The sequence below is a fragment of the Bacillus sp. LNXM65 genome (genome assembly GCF_002998575.1).
Taxonomy (GTDB): domain Bacteria; phylum Bacillota; class Bacilli; order Bacillales; family Bacillaceae; genus Bacillus.
In genome coordinates this window covers 402,077-420,896 of the sequence record NZ_PVRB01000002.1, presented here as the reverse complement: position 1 = coordinate 420,896, position 18,820 = coordinate 402,077, and the positions used below count along the sequence as shown (strand labels likewise).

General features: G+C 40.4%; 22 protein-coding genes. 14 read left to right on the top strand and 8 right to left on the bottom strand.

Features of this window, described 5'->3' with window-relative positions:
• Positions 1-228: 228 nt before the first annotated feature.
• From C6Y03_RS05745 to C6Y03_RS05735, 3 genes are all read left to right on the top strand, one after another.
• On the top strand, positions 229-642 hold the full coding sequence (locus C6Y03_RS05745; RefSeq protein WP_060597470.1) for a MarR family winged helix-turn-helix transcriptional regulator: 414 nt from the start codon (positions 229-231) through the stop codon (positions 640-642).
• A gap of 15 nt (positions 643-657) precedes the next feature.
• Positions 658-1,845 carry an MFS transporter gene (locus tag C6Y03_RS05740; RefSeq protein ID WP_060597471.1) on the top strand — a complete coding sequence of 396 codons (1,188 nt, stop codon included), beginning with the start codon at positions 658-660 and terminating at the stop codon, positions 1,843-1,845.
• 104 nt (positions 1,846-1,949) lie between these two features.
• Positions 1,950-2,549, top strand: coding sequence for an undecaprenyl-diphosphatase (locus C6Y03_RS05735; protein WP_034660243.1), 600 nt, complete (start codon positions 1,950-1,952; stop codon positions 2,547-2,549).
• A 37-nt stretch (positions 2,550-2,586) separates the two neighbouring features.
• Here C6Y03_RS05735 and C6Y03_RS05730 read toward each other — a convergent pair whose 3' ends face one another.
• The gene (locus C6Y03_RS05730) at positions 2,587-3,975 is read right to left on the bottom strand and encodes an MFS transporter (protein WP_106038986.1); all 1,389 of its coding nucleotides are present in this window, start codon (positions 3,973-3,975) and stop codon (positions 2,587-2,589) included.
• Positions 3,976-4,152: 177 nt separating this feature from the next.
• Here C6Y03_RS05730 and C6Y03_RS05725 point away from each other — a divergent pair, with 177 nt between their 5' ends.
• From C6Y03_RS05725 to C6Y03_RS05700, 5 genes are all read left to right on the top strand, one after another.
• Positions 4,153-5,040 (top strand): transporter substrate-binding domain-containing protein, encoded by an 888-nt coding sequence (locus C6Y03_RS05725; RefSeq protein WP_066031628.1) that lies wholly within the window; start codon positions 4,153-4,155, stop codon positions 5,038-5,040.
• A gap of 40 nt (positions 5,041-5,080) precedes the next feature.
• A complete protein-coding gene (locus C6Y03_RS05720) occupies positions 5,081-5,758 on the top strand; it encodes an amino acid ABC transporter permease (protein ID WP_106038985.1) in 678 nt (225 codons plus the stop codon).
• Between the two features lie 10 nt (positions 5,759-5,768).
• The gene (locus C6Y03_RS05715; RefSeq protein WP_106038984.1) at positions 5,769-6,509 is read left to right on the top strand and encodes an amino acid ABC transporter ATP-binding protein; all 741 of its coding nucleotides are present in this window, start codon (positions 5,769-5,771) and stop codon (positions 6,507-6,509) included.
• 193 nt (positions 6,510-6,702) lie between these two features.
• Positions 6,703-7,911, top strand: coding sequence for an ammonium transporter (locus C6Y03_RS05705; protein ID WP_066031626.1), 1,209 nt, complete (start codon positions 6,703-6,705; stop codon positions 7,909-7,911).
• An 18-nt stretch (positions 7,912-7,929) separates the two neighbouring features.
• Positions 7,930-8,277, top strand: a complete 348-nt coding sequence (locus C6Y03_RS05700; protein ID WP_034660252.1) for a P-II family nitrogen regulator — start codon at positions 7,930-7,932, stop codon at positions 8,275-8,277.
• A gap of 81 nt (positions 8,278-8,358) precedes the next feature.
• Here C6Y03_RS05700 and spoIIQ read toward each other — a convergent pair whose 3' ends face one another.
• Positions 8,359-9,255: a stage II sporulation protein SpoIIQ gene (gene spoIIQ / locus C6Y03_RS05695; RefSeq protein WP_106038983.1), complete on the bottom strand. Its 897-nt coding sequence runs from the start codon at positions 9,253-9,255 to the stop codon at positions 8,359-8,361.
• 116 nt (positions 9,256-9,371) lie between these two features.
• Between spoIIQ and C6Y03_RS05690 the strand changes: the two genes are divergently transcribed.
• Positions 9,372-9,881: a GNAT family N-acetyltransferase gene (locus C6Y03_RS05690; RefSeq protein ID WP_060597476.1), complete on the top strand. Its 510-nt coding sequence runs from the start codon at positions 9,372-9,374 to the stop codon at positions 9,879-9,881.
• Positions 9,882-9,913: 32 nt separating this feature from the next.
• Here the strand turns inward: C6Y03_RS05690 and C6Y03_RS05685 are convergent, their stop codons facing one another.
• Genes C6Y03_RS05685 through C6Y03_RS05675 form a run of 3 tightly spaced genes read right to left on the bottom strand, consistent with a single transcriptional unit; the run spans position 9,914 to position 12,796 of the window.
• Positions 9,914-10,444: a TlpA family protein disulfide reductase gene (locus C6Y03_RS05685; RefSeq protein ID WP_060597477.1), complete on the bottom strand. Its 531-nt coding sequence runs from the start codon at positions 10,442-10,444 to the stop codon at positions 9,914-9,916.
• Positions 10,441-10,995 (bottom strand): MauE/DoxX family redox-associated membrane protein, encoded by a 555-nt coding sequence (locus tag C6Y03_RS05680; protein ID WP_060597478.1) that lies wholly within the window; start codon positions 10,993-10,995, stop codon positions 10,441-10,443. Before C6Y03_RS05680 ends, C6Y03_RS05685 begins: the two co-directional genes overlap by 4 nt.
• 1 nt (position 10,996) lies before the next feature.
• Complete coding sequence (locus C6Y03_RS05675; RefSeq protein WP_106038982.1) at positions 10,997-12,796, bottom strand: ABC transporter ATP-binding protein; 1,800 nt, start codon at positions 12,794-12,796, stop codon at positions 10,997-10,999.
• A gap of 97 nt (positions 12,797-12,893) precedes the next feature.
• Between C6Y03_RS05675 and C6Y03_RS05670 the strand changes: the two genes are divergently transcribed.
• Positions 12,894-13,403 carry a thioredoxin domain-containing protein gene (locus C6Y03_RS05670; protein ID WP_106030608.1) on the top strand — a complete coding sequence of 170 codons (510 nt, stop codon included), beginning with the start codon at positions 12,894-12,896 and terminating at the stop codon, positions 13,401-13,403.
• Positions 13,404-13,448: 45 nt separating this feature from the next.
• Here the strand turns inward: C6Y03_RS05670 and C6Y03_RS05665 are convergent, their stop codons facing one another.
• Positions 13,449-13,853 (bottom strand): hypothetical protein, encoded by a 405-nt coding sequence (locus C6Y03_RS05665; protein ID WP_106038981.1) that lies wholly within the window; start codon positions 13,851-13,853, stop codon positions 13,449-13,451.
• Positions 13,854-14,380: 527 nt separating this feature from the next.
• Between C6Y03_RS05665 and C6Y03_RS05655 the strand changes: the two genes are divergently transcribed.
• The 4 genes from C6Y03_RS05655 (at position 14,381) to rpsN (ending at position 16,660) form a co-directional block, all read left to right on the top strand.
• Positions 14,381-14,803, top strand: a complete 423-nt coding sequence (locus C6Y03_RS05655; protein WP_034660265.1) for a DUF5362 family protein — start codon at positions 14,381-14,383, stop codon at positions 14,801-14,803.
• Positions 14,804-14,946: 143 nt separating this feature from the next.
• On the top strand, positions 14,947-15,096 hold the full coding sequence (gene rpmG / locus C6Y03_RS05650; protein ID WP_003214771.1) for a 50S ribosomal protein L33: 150 nt from the start codon (positions 14,947-14,949) through the stop codon (positions 15,094-15,096).
• An 81-nt stretch (positions 15,097-15,177) separates the two neighbouring features.
• Positions 15,178-16,374, top strand: a complete 1,197-nt coding sequence (locus C6Y03_RS05645; RefSeq protein WP_060597482.1) for a GTP-binding protein — start codon at positions 15,178-15,180, stop codon at positions 16,372-16,374.
• A gap of 16 nt (positions 16,375-16,390) precedes the next feature.
• The gene (gene rpsN / locus C6Y03_RS05640) at positions 16,391-16,660 is read left to right on the top strand and encodes a 30S ribosomal protein S14 (protein ID WP_025093900.1); all 270 of its coding nucleotides are present in this window, start codon (positions 16,391-16,393) and stop codon (positions 16,658-16,660) included.
• A 254-nt stretch (positions 16,661-16,914) separates the two neighbouring features.
• Here rpsN and moaA read toward each other — a convergent pair whose 3' ends face one another.
• Positions 16,915-17,922 (bottom strand): GTP 3',8-cyclase MoaA, encoded by a 1,008-nt coding sequence (gene moaA, locus C6Y03_RS05635; protein WP_034660268.1) that lies wholly within the window; start codon positions 17,920-17,922, stop codon positions 16,915-16,917.
• Between the two features lie 10 nt (positions 17,923-17,932).
• Positions 17,933-18,721 (bottom strand): formate dehydrogenase accessory sulfurtransferase FdhD, encoded by a 789-nt coding sequence (fdhD, locus tag C6Y03_RS05630; RefSeq protein WP_106038980.1) that lies wholly within the window; start codon positions 18,719-18,721, stop codon positions 17,933-17,935.
• Positions 18,722-18,820: the final 99 nt, after the last annotated feature.

Sequence of the window (18,820 nt, the reverse complement as noted above, 5' to 3'; positions counted from 1 at the left end):
AAATGCCAAACACGATCCCTCACCTCAAACACTCTCTTTGTCAGGTTTGTAACAGTGTATTAGCATTGCATAGGGAATATGCTAAAAATGAAGATGGGACAAGGGATTTATCAGAAAATGCAATCATTTCGAGTGGCGAAAATTTTCACTTTACAAGAATGGGTCGAGCACGTAAAATAGGAAAGGTGATTTTATTTACCTAGCTAAATATTTAAAAAAGGTGAGCATATGGATACGTTAAATAGAGAGTGTTTACATCAAATACACCAAAGCGCCAGGTTGCTGTCTAAAAAGGCGAACGAAGCGCTTGTTGCTTATGACTTGTACATGTCCCAATGGACTGTACTTTTTTGTTTGGATACATTCGGCCCGAAAACCCAAAAAGACATTTGGACATATTTGAACGTCGAAGCCCCAACCATTACCCGAACCGTAACCCGTCTAGAAGCTAATGGCTGGGTGAAACGTGTACAAGGAAAAGACAAACGTGAAAATCTGATCGTGATGACAGATGATGCTAAGGCCCGATTTGAAGAAATCAAACGTACGATGGAACAATTTGAAGAAGAATGTCTTTCAGATTTCACCCACGAAGAAAAACAACTCCTCCATACACTTTTACACAAATTATCAACTGAATAGGAAGTGACATACATCATGAACGAACGCATTTGGACAAGAGACTTTATCATGATTGTCCTGGTGAATTTATTTACGTTCACCTCTTTTTATGCCCTTTTGACCTTGCTGCCTATTTACACAATGGATGAACTAAATGGAACAGAATCACAGGGTGGCCTTCTTGTGACGGTTTTCTTATTGTCTGCTATTGTGACAAGACCGTTTTCTGGAGCCATTATTGAGAAATTCGGCAAAAAACGGATGGCGATTTTCTCGTCAACGGCATTTGCCTTACTCACTTATTTATACATTCCGATTGATCAATTCCATACGCTTCTCATGCTGCGTTTCGTGCAGGGCATCTTTTTTAGCATTTTGACGACAGTAGCCAGTGCCATTGCGGCAGATATGATCCCGAAACATAAACGCGGGGAAGGACTCGGCTACTTTGTCATGTCCATGAACCTTGCTGTGGTTATCGGTCCATTTATTGCATTGAATCAAGTAGGAAAAGTAGGATTCCATTCCTTATTCCTTCTCTTTTCCATTATCGTTACCATCGGTGCCGCTTTTACGATGCTGATCAGACAGCCAGAGCTTGAAGATGGGGGTAGTGTCGTCTTTCGATTTACTTTTTCCCACCTGTTTGAAAAAGGTGCATTAAAAACAGCGGCAGTCGGCATCATTATTTCCTTCTGTTATTCGCCGATCATTTCATTTATTTCAGTCTATGCCAATTCCCTTCACTTGATGGGGGCAAGCAGTTATTTCTTTATTGTGTTTGCGGCAGCCATGCTTGGATCACGTCCTTTTACAGGCAGACTTTTTGACCGAGTAGGACCTCACATTGTGATCTATCCTTCGATCGCTCTTTTTGCGATTGGTTTATGGATGCTGACAGCTACACATTCAGCTACAATGCTTCTTTTATCAGGTGGTGTCATTGGACTTGGCTATGGATCGCTAGTACCATGTTTACAAACACTTGCCATTCAGCACTCACCAGCTCACCGTACAGGCTATGCGACGGCTACTTTCTTCACTTTATATGATACGGGGATTGCTGCTGGCTCATTTGTATTTGGTCTTCTTGTCAGCTTCACCGACTTTTCAAATGTATATCTCATTGCAGGTATTGTTGTCTTGCTCAGTATGATTGTTTTTTATTGGAGCGAACGAAAGCCCCAAGAAGCAAAAGCACAGAAGGTCTCCCTATCAGAATAGGATACTATTTTAAACTTCATCGGAAACATGCTAAAATATAGGATATTTCAAATAGACGATTATTTGAAAAATAGTTGGCATTAAGCGAAGGTATAGGTGATGTTTTGAATTACGAATTGTTTAAAGTCATACACGGGATGGCTCATCATTCTGAGTTTTTAGATCAGGCCATGATTTTCATTACGAAAAAGGCCATTCTTGTGTATGCCCTTGTCTTATTGATTTGCTGGTTTTTAGGTAATCACAAATTTAAGAAGCATGTCTTCTTTTCGGGTGTAACGGGTATCGCGGCACTTATCGTCAATTTTGCGATTACACTGTTTCATTATGAGGAGCGACCGTTTGTGGCGCATAAAGTCGACACACTCATTCCGCACTCAGCAGACGCTTCCTTCCCAAGTGACCATACAACAGGTGCACTGGCTCTTTCACTTGCCATTCGATCTCGTAATAAAAAGCTTGGCAACATCTTGCTCGTCTTTGGATTACTCACAGGATTCTCCCGCATCTGGGTCGGTCACCATTATCCATTAGATGTCTTAGGCAGCTTAGTCGTATCGATCGTGGTTGTCTTTATCATGAATAAATTATGGAAGTTCTTTGACTCTCCAATTGACCGCATTGTCACTTTCTATGAGACAATTGTAGGGAAAATATTCAGAAGGAAGCAAAAGGATCAGGGCTCTGACCTGTCTAACTCTTAAGCGGCTTGCGATAATGTGATGAAGAATCTTCTTCCACTTATCGCGCCGCTTTTTTTATTGGCTGTCCTCCTCTGACCTTGTTCGAAAAATAAAGACTGACACCGATGCCGGTAAGGGAAATCATGATCAACGTCCAGCCTAACTGCTCAAAATGAGGACCAGCAATTTCATCCCCAAACAGCATACCGAGGACAGCAGACGACAGAATGGAACCAAGGTAACGGCATGTTTGAAAAAGCCCAGAGGACGTGCCAATCATATGCTGAGGACTTGCCTTGAGCATCGCAGCTTGCAGCGCAACATTCCCAATCCCGTAACTCAGTCCAAGCAGCGCTAGAACCACCCCTTTTCCCCATAATGGTGCCGGAATAAAAAAGAAGGTCATCGCAGACGCTCCAGCCAGCATCAATACCGCACTGGCTAATACTGGATGACGTTCATCCCCGCGGTCCACCCACTTTCCTGTTAGCGGCGACACAATGATGCTCACCCCAGACATGCACAGCATAAAAAGACCCGTCATTTCCACACGCCAGCCTAATTCATCCTGGAAATAGCTCGGCAAACCAAAGAAAAGACAATAGAAAAATATATTTAAAATGATAAATTGCACATACACAAGTGACAGCCGCTGCTCCTGTCTGAACATTCGAATTTGAATAAACGGTTCATCCACCTGATACTCCCACCAGATAAAAGCGCCTGCACTCACGAGACAAAGAATCCCCTGTACATATTGAATCCCATCACCTAGTGATAATAAAAACGAAAGCAGAAGGACAATACAAACTGTAAAAAGAAGCATCCCTGGCAAATCGAGCTTCCGTACCGTTTCACCTAGACGAAGCTTTCTCTTTTTCTGCTCCTTTGGAAACAAAGTTAGTCCAAGAAAGAAGCTGATCAAAATAAAAGGCAGGTTCACTAAAAAGATAGCCGGCCAGCCGCCGATTGTCATCAAAAAGCCGCCAAGCGTCGGTCCAAGTGCCGTCATCGCCGAAGCAAAAATGGACAATACCGCTAACGCCGAAGCCTGCTTTTCCTGAATATGATCCCGAATGAGTCCGACACCAGAAGGATAAATGGCACTGCTCCCAATCGCCTGCAGCAGCCGGATCACAATCAGCACTGCAAACGTTGGGGCAAACGGCGCACAGATGGCTGACACCGCCACAAGACCTAGCCCGAATAAAAATAATGTTCTCCGGCTCATCACATGATCCCCAATCCGGCCGCTCACCGGCTGCGTCACCGCACTTGCTAAATAAAAAGACGAAATAAGCCAAGATACAGTCGTAAATGACAAACCGAATTCATGCTGAATTTGATGCAAGGCCAAAGAAATCATCGAGGAATTCAGTGGATTTAACATCGTTCCAAAGGCAATAGCAGTTAAAAAAACCTTTCGGCTGTCTCTCCACTTGTTCATACACCGACCCCCTTTTTGTGATCTGGCATGTTTTTTGCCAATCCTTCCGTTATTATGAGATTCATTTCCCTTTTTTACCCTAATCAATTCAAGTTCTCTCTCGGAAAAGCAAGACATACATTTTAAAAAGGGCGAGTGTTGGAAAAACACATATAAAATTGAGAATATGAGGAACAAATGGTAAGATGCTACACATATTTAAAAGCCTACTTTCTCCTTATATGGAGAACGGCTGAAAAGGAGGAGAAGCTTATTATTAAAAAAAGACGGTTTTGGGTCCCAGCCCTTTTCTCGGTTGCAGTATTACTTCTGTCTTCGTGTGGTTCAAATGAAACAAATGGGAACGGAGATAAACGTAATTCTACAGCGAAAGGGTCGCCAATTTTGGAGGATGGAAAATTTATATTTGCAGCATCAGGTGAATTTCACCCGTTTAGTTACATGGATGGAAATCAGATGTCAGGCTTTGATATCGATGTAGGCAATGCGATTAGTGACAAACTAGGCCTCGAGCCTATACAGAAAAAATATAAATTCGCAGGCATCGTCGAAGGTGTGAAAGCAGGAAAATTTGATGCGGCAGTTGCAAGTCATACCATCAATGAGGAACGAAAAAAACACGTCCTTTTATCTAAGCCCTATTACTACTCTGGTCCGCAAATTTTCACAAGACCTGGAGCAGACATTCAACATGCTGATGACTTAAAAGACAAAGAAATCGCTGTATCAAAAGGCTCGTCCTACGCTGATATTGCAAAGGAACATAGCGGGCAGGAACCAAAATATTACGACAGTGATGTAGTCGCTTTAGAAGCACTAGCCAACGGAAAACACGATGCAGTCGTGACGGATTTCGCCACAGGTGCAGAAGCCATGAAGAAAAAATTAAAAATCGAAGCGCAGGAAAGACTCGGACAAAGCGAGCAGGCAATCGCTGTATCAAAAGAAAATAAACAGCTCATAGAAGAGATCAACGATGCGATTGACGCACTAAAAAAAGACGGAACATTAAGACAAATTAGCGAGAAATACTTTGACGAAGACATCACGGTCAAACAAAATTAAAACCACGATTGTGCGCCTTTCTTAGGCGCACTTTCTTCAAATGGAGATGATTGTTTTGCCTACTCTATCACATTTTTTTCAGACGCTGATTGATTCTAGAGGTATTTTTTTAGAAGGAATGCTGCTCACCTTACAGCTCACTGTGATCAGCATCTTCATCGGCATGTTCATCGGACTCTTCTTTGCTTTATTGAAAATATCACGCGTGGCTGTCTTCGGTTATATCGCCAACGCCTATATCTTCCTTGTACGCGGAACACCACTGATTGTTCAAATTTTCATCCTATATTTTGGACTGACCGAATTAAATATCCCCGACTTCTGGGCTGCTTCCATTGCGCTCGCCTTTCATAACGGAGCGTATATAGCAGAAATATTCAGAGGTGCCATCCAATCAATCGATCATGGGCAAAAAGAGGCTGGACGCTCTCTTGGCATGGGACGTTTTCTAACAATGAGACGCATCATTCTCCCGCAAGCGATGCGGCGCGCCCTCCCCCCTCTTGGCAACCAGTTCATTATCGGCTTAAAAGATTCATCACTCGCCGCCTTTATCAGCGTCAATGAACTATTTAACGTCGCCACGACCCAAGGCTCAAACAGCTTTGACAATATGACCTATTTACTTGTTGTAGCCGTCTATTACTTAGTTCTTGTCCTGCTGTTAACATTTGCTGTCCAAACCTTTGAGAAGAAATTATCAGTCAGTGACCATTAGGAGGAGAAACATGACAGAATCAAAGGAACTCATTCGTGTTGAAAAACTCAATAAACACTTCGGAGAACTGCATGTTTTAAAGGATATCGATCTCACTGTTTATGAAAATGATGTGGTCGTCTTAATTGGAGCCAGTGGCTCTGGAAAAAGCACCTTGCTCCGCTGTATGAACTTTTTAGAAATAAAAAATGATGGCCAGATCATCATTGATGGGAATCCAGTACATCCAAAACGAGATCAATTAAACGAGATGAGGCAAAAAATAGGCATGGTGTTTCAGCATTTTAATCTCTTCCCGCATAAAACTGTGCTTGAAAACATCATCGAAGCGCCTGTCATGGTGAGAAAAACAAAAAAGGCTCAAGCTGTATCAGAAGCCAACGTCCTGTTGGAAAAGGTCGGACTTGCGGATAAGGCCAACGTATATCCTTCTAAATTATCAGGTGGTCAAAAGCAGCGTGTGGCCATTGCAAGAGCTCTCGCCATGAAGCCAGATGTCATGTTATTTGACGAACCTACGTCGGCCCTCGATCCAGAGCTTGTAGGCGAGGTACTGCAAACAATGAAAAGTCTCGCAAAAGAAGGCATGACGATGGTCATTGTCACACATGAAATGGGCTTTGCGAAAGAAGTCGCCGATCGTGTCGTCTATATGCACGAAGGCCGCATCGTCGAAGAAGGCATCCCATCAGAATTGTTCGATTCTCCTCAAGAGGAACGAACCAAGCTGTTTCTCAGCTCCATTTTATAGGTCAAACGCCCTTTATTTTTCGTGCTCAATGCACGTTTTTTCTCTTTTTTTACGAACTTTTCATCCATTTATATTGAATATAACCAAAAACCATGTAAGATTAACTTACACGGTTATGTTATATATGACTTTTCTCTCTATAATGAAGAATTAAGAAATCAATTAATTCTGAATGATTCAGGGGGAATGCAGCATGCAAATGGGTGATACAGTATTTATGTTCTTCTGCGCACTACTCGTGTGGTTAATGACACCGGGTTTAGCCTTATTCTACGGAGGACTCGTGAGAAGTAAAAACGTCTTAAGCACAACCATGCACAGCTTAACTTCACTAGCAATCGTCTCCATCGTATGGATCATGTTTGGCTATTCCTTGGCTTTTGCGCCAGGCAATGCATGGATCGGAGGCTTAGACTGGATTGGACTAAAAGGCGTTGGCTTTGAACCTGGTTCCTACAGTGAGACCATTCCACATTCATTGTTCATGATGTTCCAAATGACCTTTGCCGTCTTAACAACAGCCATCATCTCAGGTGCCTTTGCTGAACGAATTCGCTACTCAGCGGTCGTCGTGTTTACACTCCTTTGGGTCACATTTGTATACGCGCCAGTCGCACACTGGGTATGGGGCGGCGGTTGGATTGGCGAAATGGGTGCACTTGACTTCGCTGGAGGAAACGTGGTTCACATTTCATCTGGTGTTGCGGGTCTAGTCGTGGCGATTGTGCTCGGGAAGCGTAAAGAAGCAGCAAACTCTTCTCCTCATAATTTGATCTACACCCTTCTTGGCGGAGCTGTCATTTGGTTTGGATGGTTTGGCTTTAACGTTGGAAGTGCCCTTACATTAGACAGTGTCGCGATGTATGCCTTTATTAACACTAATACAGCTGCTGCTGCAGGAATCATCGGCTGGCTGTTAGTAGAGTGGATGATCAACAAAAAGCCGACCATGCTCGGCGCGATTTCTGGAGCCATCGCAGGTCTTGTCGCGATTACACCTGCCGCAGGTTTTGTCACCCCATTTGCTTCTATTATCATCGGAATCATCGGCGGGATCGTGTGTTTCTGGGGAGTCTTCTCACTCAAAGCCAAATTTGGCTATGATGATGCACTGGATGCATTCGGGCTTCACGGAATTGGCGGGACTTGGGGAGGTATTGCAACTGGACTTTTCGCAACAACCTCTGTCAATGACGGCGGAGCCAATGGCTTATTTTACGGAGATGCCAGCTTACTTTGGAAGCAAGTAGTCGCTATTGTTGCCACCTACGCCTTTGTAGCCGTTGTGACATACGTGATCATCAAAGTGGTCAATCTCTTCTTCAAGCTTCGTGCAACCGAAGAAGAAGAATCAGTGGGCCTTGATTTAACCATGCATGGTGAAAAAGCCTATCAAGATTAAAGAAAAAGGGGTGTCTCGATGAGCAAAATGTATAAAGTGGAGATTGTCACACGTCCAGCCAATTTTGAAACATTAAAGGTGGAGCTTGGAAAGATTGGTGTCACCTCAATTACCTTTTCGAATGTGCACGGCTGCGGCCTACAAAAGGGACATACAGAGCTATACCGCGGCGTCAAAAAGGAAAGCAATGTGTACGAACGATTAAAGATTGAAATCGTCCTAAGCAAAGTACCTGTCGAACTGGTCGTAGAAACAGCTCAAAAGGTACTTCGTACAGGCGAACCAGGGGATGGGAAAATTTTTATATATGAGATAGAAAATACAATCAACATTCGGACAGGTGAAGAAGGACCTGCCGCCCTATAAACCATCCTCCGCCAAGTGCGGGGGATTTTTTTAAGACAGAAAAAAACCTCTGCATAATTCATACACAGAGGTTGCAAGGCTTTAAGATTGTTTTGTTTCTTCAGATTGACTGCTGTCTTTAGAGGAATCAGAAGACTTTTCTTGATCAGAGGATTTCCCCTTCTCATCAGACTTTTCTTCAGATTTTTCTCCAGCAGGCTCTTTGGCCTTATCTTCACCAGCAGGTTCCTTCGTTTTTTCATCAGCTTTTGGCTGAGCAGGTTCTTTTGCTTCTTCCGTCACTTCTTGCGCGGCCTTTTCAATAGTCGAAACAGGCTTGTCAATGAAGCTAAGTGGATTAAGCGCTAAACCTTCCATACGAATTTCAAAATGCACATGGTTGCCGCTTTCAGCACCATAAAGATTTTTACCAGAAGCACCGATGACATCATTCTGCTTAACTTCATCGCCTTCTTTGACACTCACTTGTGACAACGATTGATAAACAGTCGATAATCCATCTTCATGTTCAATTTCAACGACGTGACCGAGAACTGGATCTTTTTTCGCTTGAACCACTGTTCCACTAAGAGCAGCTGTGACATCAAACACTTTGCCATCTTTATCTGCAAGATCAATACCTTTGCTCAAGGTATAGGTGTTATTATAGTTTACAAGTGCTGCTTCTTTTTCTTTTTGATCAGCATCTGCTTCATAGAACTTTTTCACGACAGAAACATTATCAGAATTCTGGACCGGCATTGCAACATTTTCAATTGGCTTTCCAACTTCAACGGCATCATCACGCTGTTCTTGCCCTGTTTGATTTCCATCAGATAGTTGGTCTTTCACATCTTTTGATACAGCTTGGTACCAAAGAACAGCTGTTAACACGACCGCTGCGCTGACCAAGTAAATAGCAGGGAATACCCAGCGCTTACGGAAAAATTGCTGAAATTTTGTGATTTTGGAAGTACGTTTCTTTTCTTCCTCTCTCATTTTTCATCACCTCAGCAACATTCTGAACACTTTTCAAAAAATATATACACACGAAATCATTTTTCTTTTTATTTTGCGCAATCGCACCAATAATATGTATGATGAATGAAAAAAAGATGGGGGACTTTATTGTGAAAACTTTCAACCGCATAGCAACAGAAGATGATCTCAAAGCGATCGTTGATATTTACAATTCAACCATTGCTTCAAGAGAAGTAACCGCCGACACAGAACCAGTTTCAGTTGAAGACCGCCGGCAATGGTTTTTGAATCATTCAGAGAAAAGACCTCTCTATGTGAAAACAGATGAGGATGGACATATCTACGGCTGGCTCAGCTTTGAAACGTTTTACGGAAGACCTGCATACAACGGGACCGTTGAAATGAGTATTTACTTAAACCAAGACGATCGAGGGAAAGGCTTAGGGTCACTTTTCTTACAAGAGGCCATTGAGTTGGCACCTTCATTAGGCATTCGAACGTTACTTGCCTTTATTTTCGGGCACAACGAAGCCAGCATTCAATTATTTAAAAAGCACGGCTTTGAGACATGGGGTCACCTGCCACGTATCGCAGAAATGGACGGCAGCAGGTACGATTTAGATATTCTAGGAAAAGAATTATAAAACGAGCGTCTCTCCAACAAAGAGACGCTTTTTTATGAAGCATGTAACAGCTGTTCAAACTGTTTCGCATTTTGAAGAGATTTTCTTTGCAGGATGATGCCATGTTCATCCATCAGAATCGCTTGCGGAACAACAGTTACCCCATACAGCTCCATGATTTGCGAAGAGCGCACATACACAGCTTGATCAGGCAGCAATTGAAGAAGCGATGCATCATCTCCTTGTTCATCTCCATTGATCAAAATGAATTGAGTATCGTCGCTAGAGATGTGCTGCTTCATATCAGACAAAATGCTTTTGCATGTCATACAAGTAGAGTTCACAAATAACAGCATCACGGCTCTTCCGCTCTGCAAATATTCCTTTAAAATGACCTTATCCCCTAAATGTGTATAGCTTCGAAATAACGGCGCCGCATCACCAACATCCGCTTCCTTTAATTCAATCCCATCAAGAGTTTTGATTTTATTCATAAATTTTCCGATAAAGCGGGCAAGCAAAAACACCACAGCCAGCTGAGCAATGACAATGAATAACACAATAATCAGTAGAATATCTGTCATTTCACTTGGTCTCCTTCTATAAATGATTCAAATTGATTCCACTTTCTTTTGAACATCATGATGTCTTTTCCCACCGCTATAATGAAACAGACAGCCACTGCAATCAGAAAACAAATAATGTGAAATTGCCATGGAATTGTTTCTACATAGGGATGCACATAAAACAAGCCAATCACAAGAGCCAGCATCGACACATTACGAATCACAATTCCCCAGTGAAGACGGTCATTTTCAAGTAAACCTCCACAGCCGCATGAAATGTTACGATGTCCTCTCAATAAATTGAAAGTGACCGCTCCAGTATAGGTACATAAAAGTGCTGTAAGACCAATCGCAGGTACAAGAGACATGTTCCATACGAACAATAGACCAGTACAAGCCAATTCAATAGTCAAAAACAAATAAAACATTGGCGCCGTGAGCGCAGAAGGCAGCAGCCGATAAGCATTCATCTGTTGCATATGCGCCGTTTGTTTTCTCACTTTATCAAGCCATGCACCTGCAAAGATGATTCCTAAGAAATAGACACCTATAAAATAAAAGACACTCACCTTACGCCATCTCCTTTTGTTGAAATAGTTGAGATTGTGCCTCATAAAGCCTTTTGTACTCTCCACCTAGCGCCATCAGCTCTTCATGGTTCCCTTCTTCAACGAAAGCACCATCTTTCATCACGATAATGCGGTCTGCTAAGCGGGCCGCTCCCATACGGTGTGTGATAAACAAGACCCCTTGATCCTGCGTATGATCGAATAGCTTTCGAATGAGTGAAATCTCCGATAGCGGATCAAGAGCAGAAGTCGGTTCATCTAAAATGATAAAATCACTTTCTCTAAAGAAGGTTCTCGCCATCGCAAGCTTTTGCCATTGTCCGCCAGACAGTTCATGACCTTCTTCAAAAAACCGGCCAAGCTGCGCATCGTATGTTTCTTCCATTTGATGAATTCTTTTCTCTATGCCTGCTTGCCGCGCAGCTGACACCATGCGCTCTTCCTCATCTATTTCGTCGATACGGCCAAATCCAATGTTTTCTTTCACAGTGAATTCGTACTTCATAAAATCTTGAAAAAGGACAGCCATTCTCGCATGATATGATTTTTTATAAATGGTCGAAATAGACTCACCATTGACCTTTTGCATATTCGGCTTGTCTGGATCATATAAACCGGTCAAACATTTAATCAAGGTCGTCTTACCTGATCCGTTATCCCCCACCAATGCAATGCGTTCACCTTTATTGATATGAAAATGTATATGCTCAATAGCAGGCGTTTTCATATTCGGATAGGTAAAAGAGAGGTTTTCTAGCGTAATGGACTGAATACACTCAATCCTCCGAAGCGATGCCCCTTTCTCTGTCTGTTCATCAATTTCTTCTTCTCTCTTTTGAAAAGTTCTCATTTCATCAATATAGAGACTCGTTTCATATAAACTAGAACATTCCCTCGTTAAGTCTTGAAAACCACTTTGAATATTTTGCACAGCTTGGAGCACAGCGACAAACGTACCCGCTGCTAATTTTTTTTGAAAGATAAGAAAGACAATAAAAAGACCGCAGCACACATAGGCAAATGTCATAAGCAATCCGCCCGCCATCTCCCAGCGAACCTGCCGTTTTAGTAATTTATATTTTTCATCTGCACTTTTTACATAATGACCTTTCCATTTTTGAAGAAGATAATGTCCTATTCCATATAAACGGATTTCCTTCAATGAATCTCGCTGTGCAACAAGGTCGGACACATACATTTCTCTTCGATCGTTAGCAGTTAACATGCGGTTTAGTTGATACCGTGCGCCTCCAAAGAAGAGCTCAATCCACAAGACAGGCAGGGTAAATAAGATCAGAATGACCGCCAAACCCCAATGGATACCGATCATATAAATGAGAAGTGATACAACAGTAATCAATGCGCTCATGATTGTAAAAATACTTCTAACCATACTCAGAACATGCTGATGACTGTTCATCACACGTTGACTTTCATTATAAAAAGACGGATGTTCAAATGTAATATATGGCAGCCTGATTGCCTTTTGAAGCAATTCACCCTTCAAATGCAAACCAATCAAATTTGTCGCTTTTTGCTGACTAAGTTGAAGAATGAATTGAAGCCCATATCCTAAAACCACAATGACCATTTGCAACCCAAATAACCTTAAGACCTTTTGAATGTCTCCTGAAGAAGTCATGAATAAAATAATTTCATTAATCAATGTTTGAATAATCCAGACACTAGCCAAAGGCATAAAACCAACGATCACTTGGATCAATAGAGTTAACAGAAGATATGATCGACTTCTTTTCCAAGTATAGGAGATTGTATATAAACAATGGTTCACTGTACTCATCAAACGCTCCACCTTACACCATTTAGTATAATTGACATATTTTTGATATTTATATTATGATAGCTCTGCGTAACTTCATTCTGAGAGGACGATAACGATGAATTCAATCTTACTTTTACAGCTCACTCTTATTCTTTGCAGTCTTTTATTGACGATCGGAATCATCATCTATTTAAAACACCAGATGGAATTAATCATCTTACCGATCCAGCATGTCGGACAAAAACTTGTTCATCCGCTAATTGAAAAACCATCACCTATTCAAATGAATGATTTGCTGCAAACCAATCACAAGCAACAGCTGCTTATATTCACTGACACAGCATGTCCGCACTGCATCCCATCACTGGAACAATTCCTAGAAACGAAAAGGCAGCGTCAATTAGACATTTCTTTTAGTATTTTGCTAAAGAATGGGCAAGAAGAGGATCAAGAATTATATCGTGATAGCCAAACCATCATGCAAGTTATCTCAGTGGACGAACAAATGATAGGCGCCTTCCAGATTGAAGAGTTTCCATATTACATCATGGTAGAAGAAGATGAAACAATCTCATATGCAGCCCCTTTTCCGGATGGTCTTTATTCAAGGATTCCTGCAAAATAAAGATAAATGAGGCATGTGAAGACAACAAACACACGCCTCGTTTTTTTATTGGTGTGGATCTGCCTGAACATCCTGATCCTTTTCCCTTGCGGCAATTTCACCTGCTTCACTTGAAGCTGCCGCTTGTTCCTCAGCTTGTTCAAACTCACTGCGAGCCTCATTTGAAATGTCTACTTGGTCACCATGCAGATTCACAGTAACAGACGAAGAAGACGATTCTTTTTGAACCTCTTTCTCTAGTTCCTTTAATTTAGACACATGAAGCTCCAAATCTTTCCCTTGCTGAACTAGAGTCAGTTGTTGAAATAATGCCTTTCTCTCTTCTGGAGAATGGTCGCCTTGAACAATTTTCGCAGCTTGGTTTAAAAAAGAATTTGATGTTTGACCCGCTTGACGACTGTTTGACATCTGCACAGCATTTGTTAAAAATGAAATTGAAGATATGCTCATGCGTTCACATCCTATTAAATAAAATCCTTGAATTTAGCAGCCACATCTAACGCGTTCTTGGCTAGTACATATCTCACCTGTATCACGATCCACGTAGTAACGGAAAGTTCCAACACCTTGAAGGAAACAAGTTGGCGCTGATTTACATGAAGTGACTAATTTTTGTAAAATACATCTTGAAGCTGCAGGTTGAACATTGGTCATTTTGTTTAAGAAACGATCTAACATATGAATTCCACCTTCCAATTTTTATGGTAATACAACACAATAATAACCAATTACAAGACAACTAACAACATATTTTGATAAATTTACTAATTATTTTTAACTACTAATCTTATTTATGACATAAATTGTCGTTAAAATTTATAGTAAATGTTACTTTTTTCTTATTTGAAGATAATTTATTTATCCATAAATAGTAAAGTGAAGATAGAAATATTTTTTAATTGCTCTACATTCACTCTTCCTAAAGTACTACTTGCTCAAGTATGATAAAGAGTGAATACATAAAGGAGTGAACACCATTGCAACAAACTGAGAAAATCATTCAATCTCTTCATTCGATCACAAAGTGGGGAAAAGTTGGTAGTATATTTCTCTATATTTCAGGCGGCCTAGCTATTCTTATTGGTTTTTGGCTTGTTCTTCCTGCTGCCCTTGGCGTCTTCCTCATTATGATGGGAATCCATGTACAAAAATCTGTAAACGCAGCTGAACAATTAATTCAAGCTCCTGATACTTCTTATGAAGAGTTATTAGAACAATATGCTAAGATGATGAAAATGCAGACGCTATTTGCCATATCAAGTATTGTCACAGTCATTCTCTCATTCATCGCCATTATCTTGATGCTGATATTAGGTGGCCTAGCCTTTCTTCAAGAAATTCCTAGTGACGTCCAGCAATACGAAGGTGAATACGAACAAGAGCTTGGAGACTTTTATTAATGGAGAGGGGTATCAATGAACATTCGATACCCCTTTTGTTTGATCATTTGGCATTGTTCATCCTACTAAGCTTGACATTCCGCCTTGATCATTTTAAAATACAAATCGTAACCATTACGAATTAAAGGAGGATCCTATTACTGATGCGCGTAAAAATTACCTTAGCCTGTACTGAAACGGGTGACAGAAACTATATCACAACAAAGAATAAAAGAACGAACCCGGACCGACTGGAGTTAAAAAAATATTCTCCTCGGCTAAAGAAATATACCCTTCATAGAGAAACAAAATAATTTTTTAGATTTTAAATCGTAATCATTACTTTTTAAGTGAGGCGGAAATCAAAATGAGTATGGTTAAAAGGACAGAAAGAAATGAATAAGCGAATACCTGTTACAGTATTAAGCGGTTTTTTAGGTGCAGGAAAAACAACAATATTAAATCATGTCCTACAAAATCGTAAAGGGTTAAAAGTAGCTGTGATTGTCAATGACATGAGCGAAATTAATATTGATGCAGAACTAGTCAAACAAGGCGGTGAGCTCTCTCGATCAGATGAGAAGCTAGTTGAATTGTCTAATGGTTGTATTTGCTGCACATTGAGAGAAGATTTGTTAATCGAAGTAGAACGCCTGTGTAAGACTGGTCATATCGATTATATTGTCATTGAGTCAACAGGTATTAGTGAACCAATTCCAGTCGCGCAAACTTTCTCTTATATTGATGAAGAAATGGGAATAGATTTGACACGCTTTTGCCGGTTAGACACGATGGTCACTGTTGTAGATGCGAATCGTTTCTGGACCGACTTCCAGTCAGGAGAAAGTTTATTAGACCGTAAACAAGCCGTTTCCGATGATGATGAACGAGAAATTTCCGATTTACTTATTGATCAAATTGAATTTTGTGACGTGCTGATTATAAATAAATGTGATCTAGTATCAAACTCAGAATTAGATCGACTTGAGCGCGTGCTGACCACACTTCAACCAGAAGCATCTATCATCAGAACCTCAAAAGGTAAAGTACAGCCAAGTGACATTTTGAATACTGGTTTATTTGACTTTGAAAAATCCAGTGCTTCTGCTGGCTGGATCAAAGAAATCAACGCCGGGCATTCTCAGCATACGCCGGAAACAGAAGAATACCAAATCTCATCTTTTGTTTATGAAAGAAGACTCCCCTTCCATACTGGCAGGTTAAATAATTGGTTAGATCAGATGCCAGAGCAAATAGTTCGCGCTAAAGGATTTACATGGCTTGCCACACATCATGATTTAACCATTTTAATTTCACAGGCCGGAAAATCTGTTGCGATTGAACCAATTGCATACTGGATTGCTGCCTTGCCTGAGCAAGATAAGGCACGGATATTAAAGCAAGAACCAGAGCTTCTTGACGAGTGGGACGCAGAATTTGGTGATCGGCATACAAAACTTGTGTTTATCGGCGTAGATTTGCCTAAAGCAGATATCATTCGCACACTAGATCAATGCTTACTCACACCTGAAGAATTTGATCAAGATTGGACTACATTTGAAGACCCCTTTCAATGGAAAATCCAACATTAAAAAAGGAGGGTTTTAAGTGGCAAAGAAATCTAAGATTGCTAAAGAAAAAAAGCGGCAGCAGCTTGTATTGAAATATGCAGAATTAAGAAAAGAGTTAAAAGAAAAAGGTGACTATGAAGCTTTACGGAAATTACCTAGAGACTCTTCCCCTACCCGCTTAAAAAACCGCTGTGAATTAACCGGCCGCCCTAGAGGTTACTTACGAAAATTTAAAATGTCTAGAATTGCTTTTCGTGAGCTTGCCTATAAGGGCCACATCCCAGGAGTAAAAAAATCGAGCTGGTAAAGATTGAGTTGATCTTATCACAGCTCTCATAAAAGTAAAGTAGCAAAAAATGTTTAAAATTCTATTTTCCAGGCATATCTAAACCTTTTTGAGCTACAAAATAACATTTTAAAAACCAGCAGAATTTCTGCTGGTTTTTTATAATGACTGGATTCATAAGATGAATAGACCTATTTCCAAAAAAAGATTGTCAACAATGATTATGACTTTTTCTCTTCTTTTCAAAAATACATGATCATGATACTTTGTTGTCACTACCCACCGATGTATGACATTTCAACTTTTTTCTGATCTTTCTTCTGTTCTCTCTCGGCTGAATATTGATCATGTCTATTCGACCATAGTTCCTTCAATATATTCTTTATATCTTCATTATCTTTAGCCGAGCGAATCACCCGTTTCAGATCAAAACCCGACGATGCAAAAAGACATGTAAACAATTCACCGCGAGCAGAAAGCCTCGCTCTGTTACATGTTCCACAAAAAGCATCTGAAACAGAAGAAATAATGCCTATCTCTCCTGAACCATCTTTATAAAAGAATCGGTTGGCTACTTCACCTGGATATTGAGGAGGTTCTGGTTTGATAGGAAATGTTGAATCAATTAGACCAATGATCTCTTTCTTTGTCATGACATGCTCTAGATTCCATTTGTTCGTATTTCCAACATCCATAAACTCGATAAATCTGAGAACATGTCCTTCTTTTTTAAAGTAAGCTGCCATTGGTAAAACATCCTGATCATTCACACCTTTTTGAACAACCATATTGATCTTAATAGCAAGTCCAGCTTTTTTTGCAGCCTCAATCCCATCAAACACTTTTTGGATAGAAATATTCCTTCCGTTCATTTGCATAAAACGGTCAGGATTTAATGAATCCAAACTAATGGTGACTCTCTGAAGACCTGCTTTCTTTAACTTATCAGCATATAAAGGTAAAAGCGTTCCATTGGTTGTCATAGCAATGTCTTCGATTCCTGGAATTTTTGAGAGCTTTTCTATTAAGATAGGCAAATCTTTTCGCATTAAAGGTTCACCACCCGTGATGCGTATTTTCACCACACCTAAGTCCTTTGCAAAAAGGGTAGCAAGCTGTTCAATTTCTTCGAAACTAAGCAGTTCTTCTTTATTCAAAAAAGGATAATCTGGTCCAAAAATTTCAGCAGGCATACAGTACGTACATCTAAAGTTACAGCGATCTGTTACTGATATTCTTAAATCGCGCAATGGTCGATGTCTCTTATCCAATATACTGTCCATACTTTGCCTCCTATTCTGTAATACGCTGATGGTGAGTGTAGATATTAAAAGATTTTCCTCTGACGAATCCAACTGTCGTGATATTTAATTCTTCTGCCATATTAAGCGCCAGCTCAGTAGGTGCTGATTTTGAGATGACGATCGACACTCCTAGTTTTGCTGCCTTCAATAAAACTTCTGACGATATCCGGCCGCTAAACACAAGGATTTTATCTCTAAGTGGAATTCGATGAAGTAAACAGTATCCATAGATTTTATCTAAAGCATTATGTCTTCCTATATCAGTTCTAGTGATGAATAGCTTCTCTGTGTCACACAGTCCAGCATTATGCACACCACCAGTATGTTGAAATAATTGGCTTTCTTCTTGTAAACACTTCATTAGATGCATACAGGTTTCAGCAGAAATGTTGATTCGATCAATGGCTGTTTTTGCCGTTTTCACATCTTGGAGAAAATAAAAGTGTCTCCCTTTCCCACAACAAGAACCAATCACTCGCTTTGTAAAATCTGATGACTGAAATCCGCTTGAGTGAACTAAATCAACATATGCAAAGCCCATACTTTCATCTATTGTAAACCTTTTAATCTCATTTTCAAATCGAATGACTCCTTCTGAAGCTAAAAAACCGATAACCAATTCTTTCAAATGATCTGGTGAACAAACAAGTGTCACAAATTCCTCTCCATTCACGATCACAGTTAAAGGGAATTCTTCTACAACTTCATCTGTTTTGCAAGTAAATTGGCCTTCACTGTATTGGTGTATGACTCGTTTCTTTTTAACAGAAGGATTCATTGTATGATCTTCCTTTCAGCACAAATTTAGTTATATGATCCAATCAAATTATGATATTATTTTAAAAAGTCATAAAATTGTAACATATTCCTATCTTAT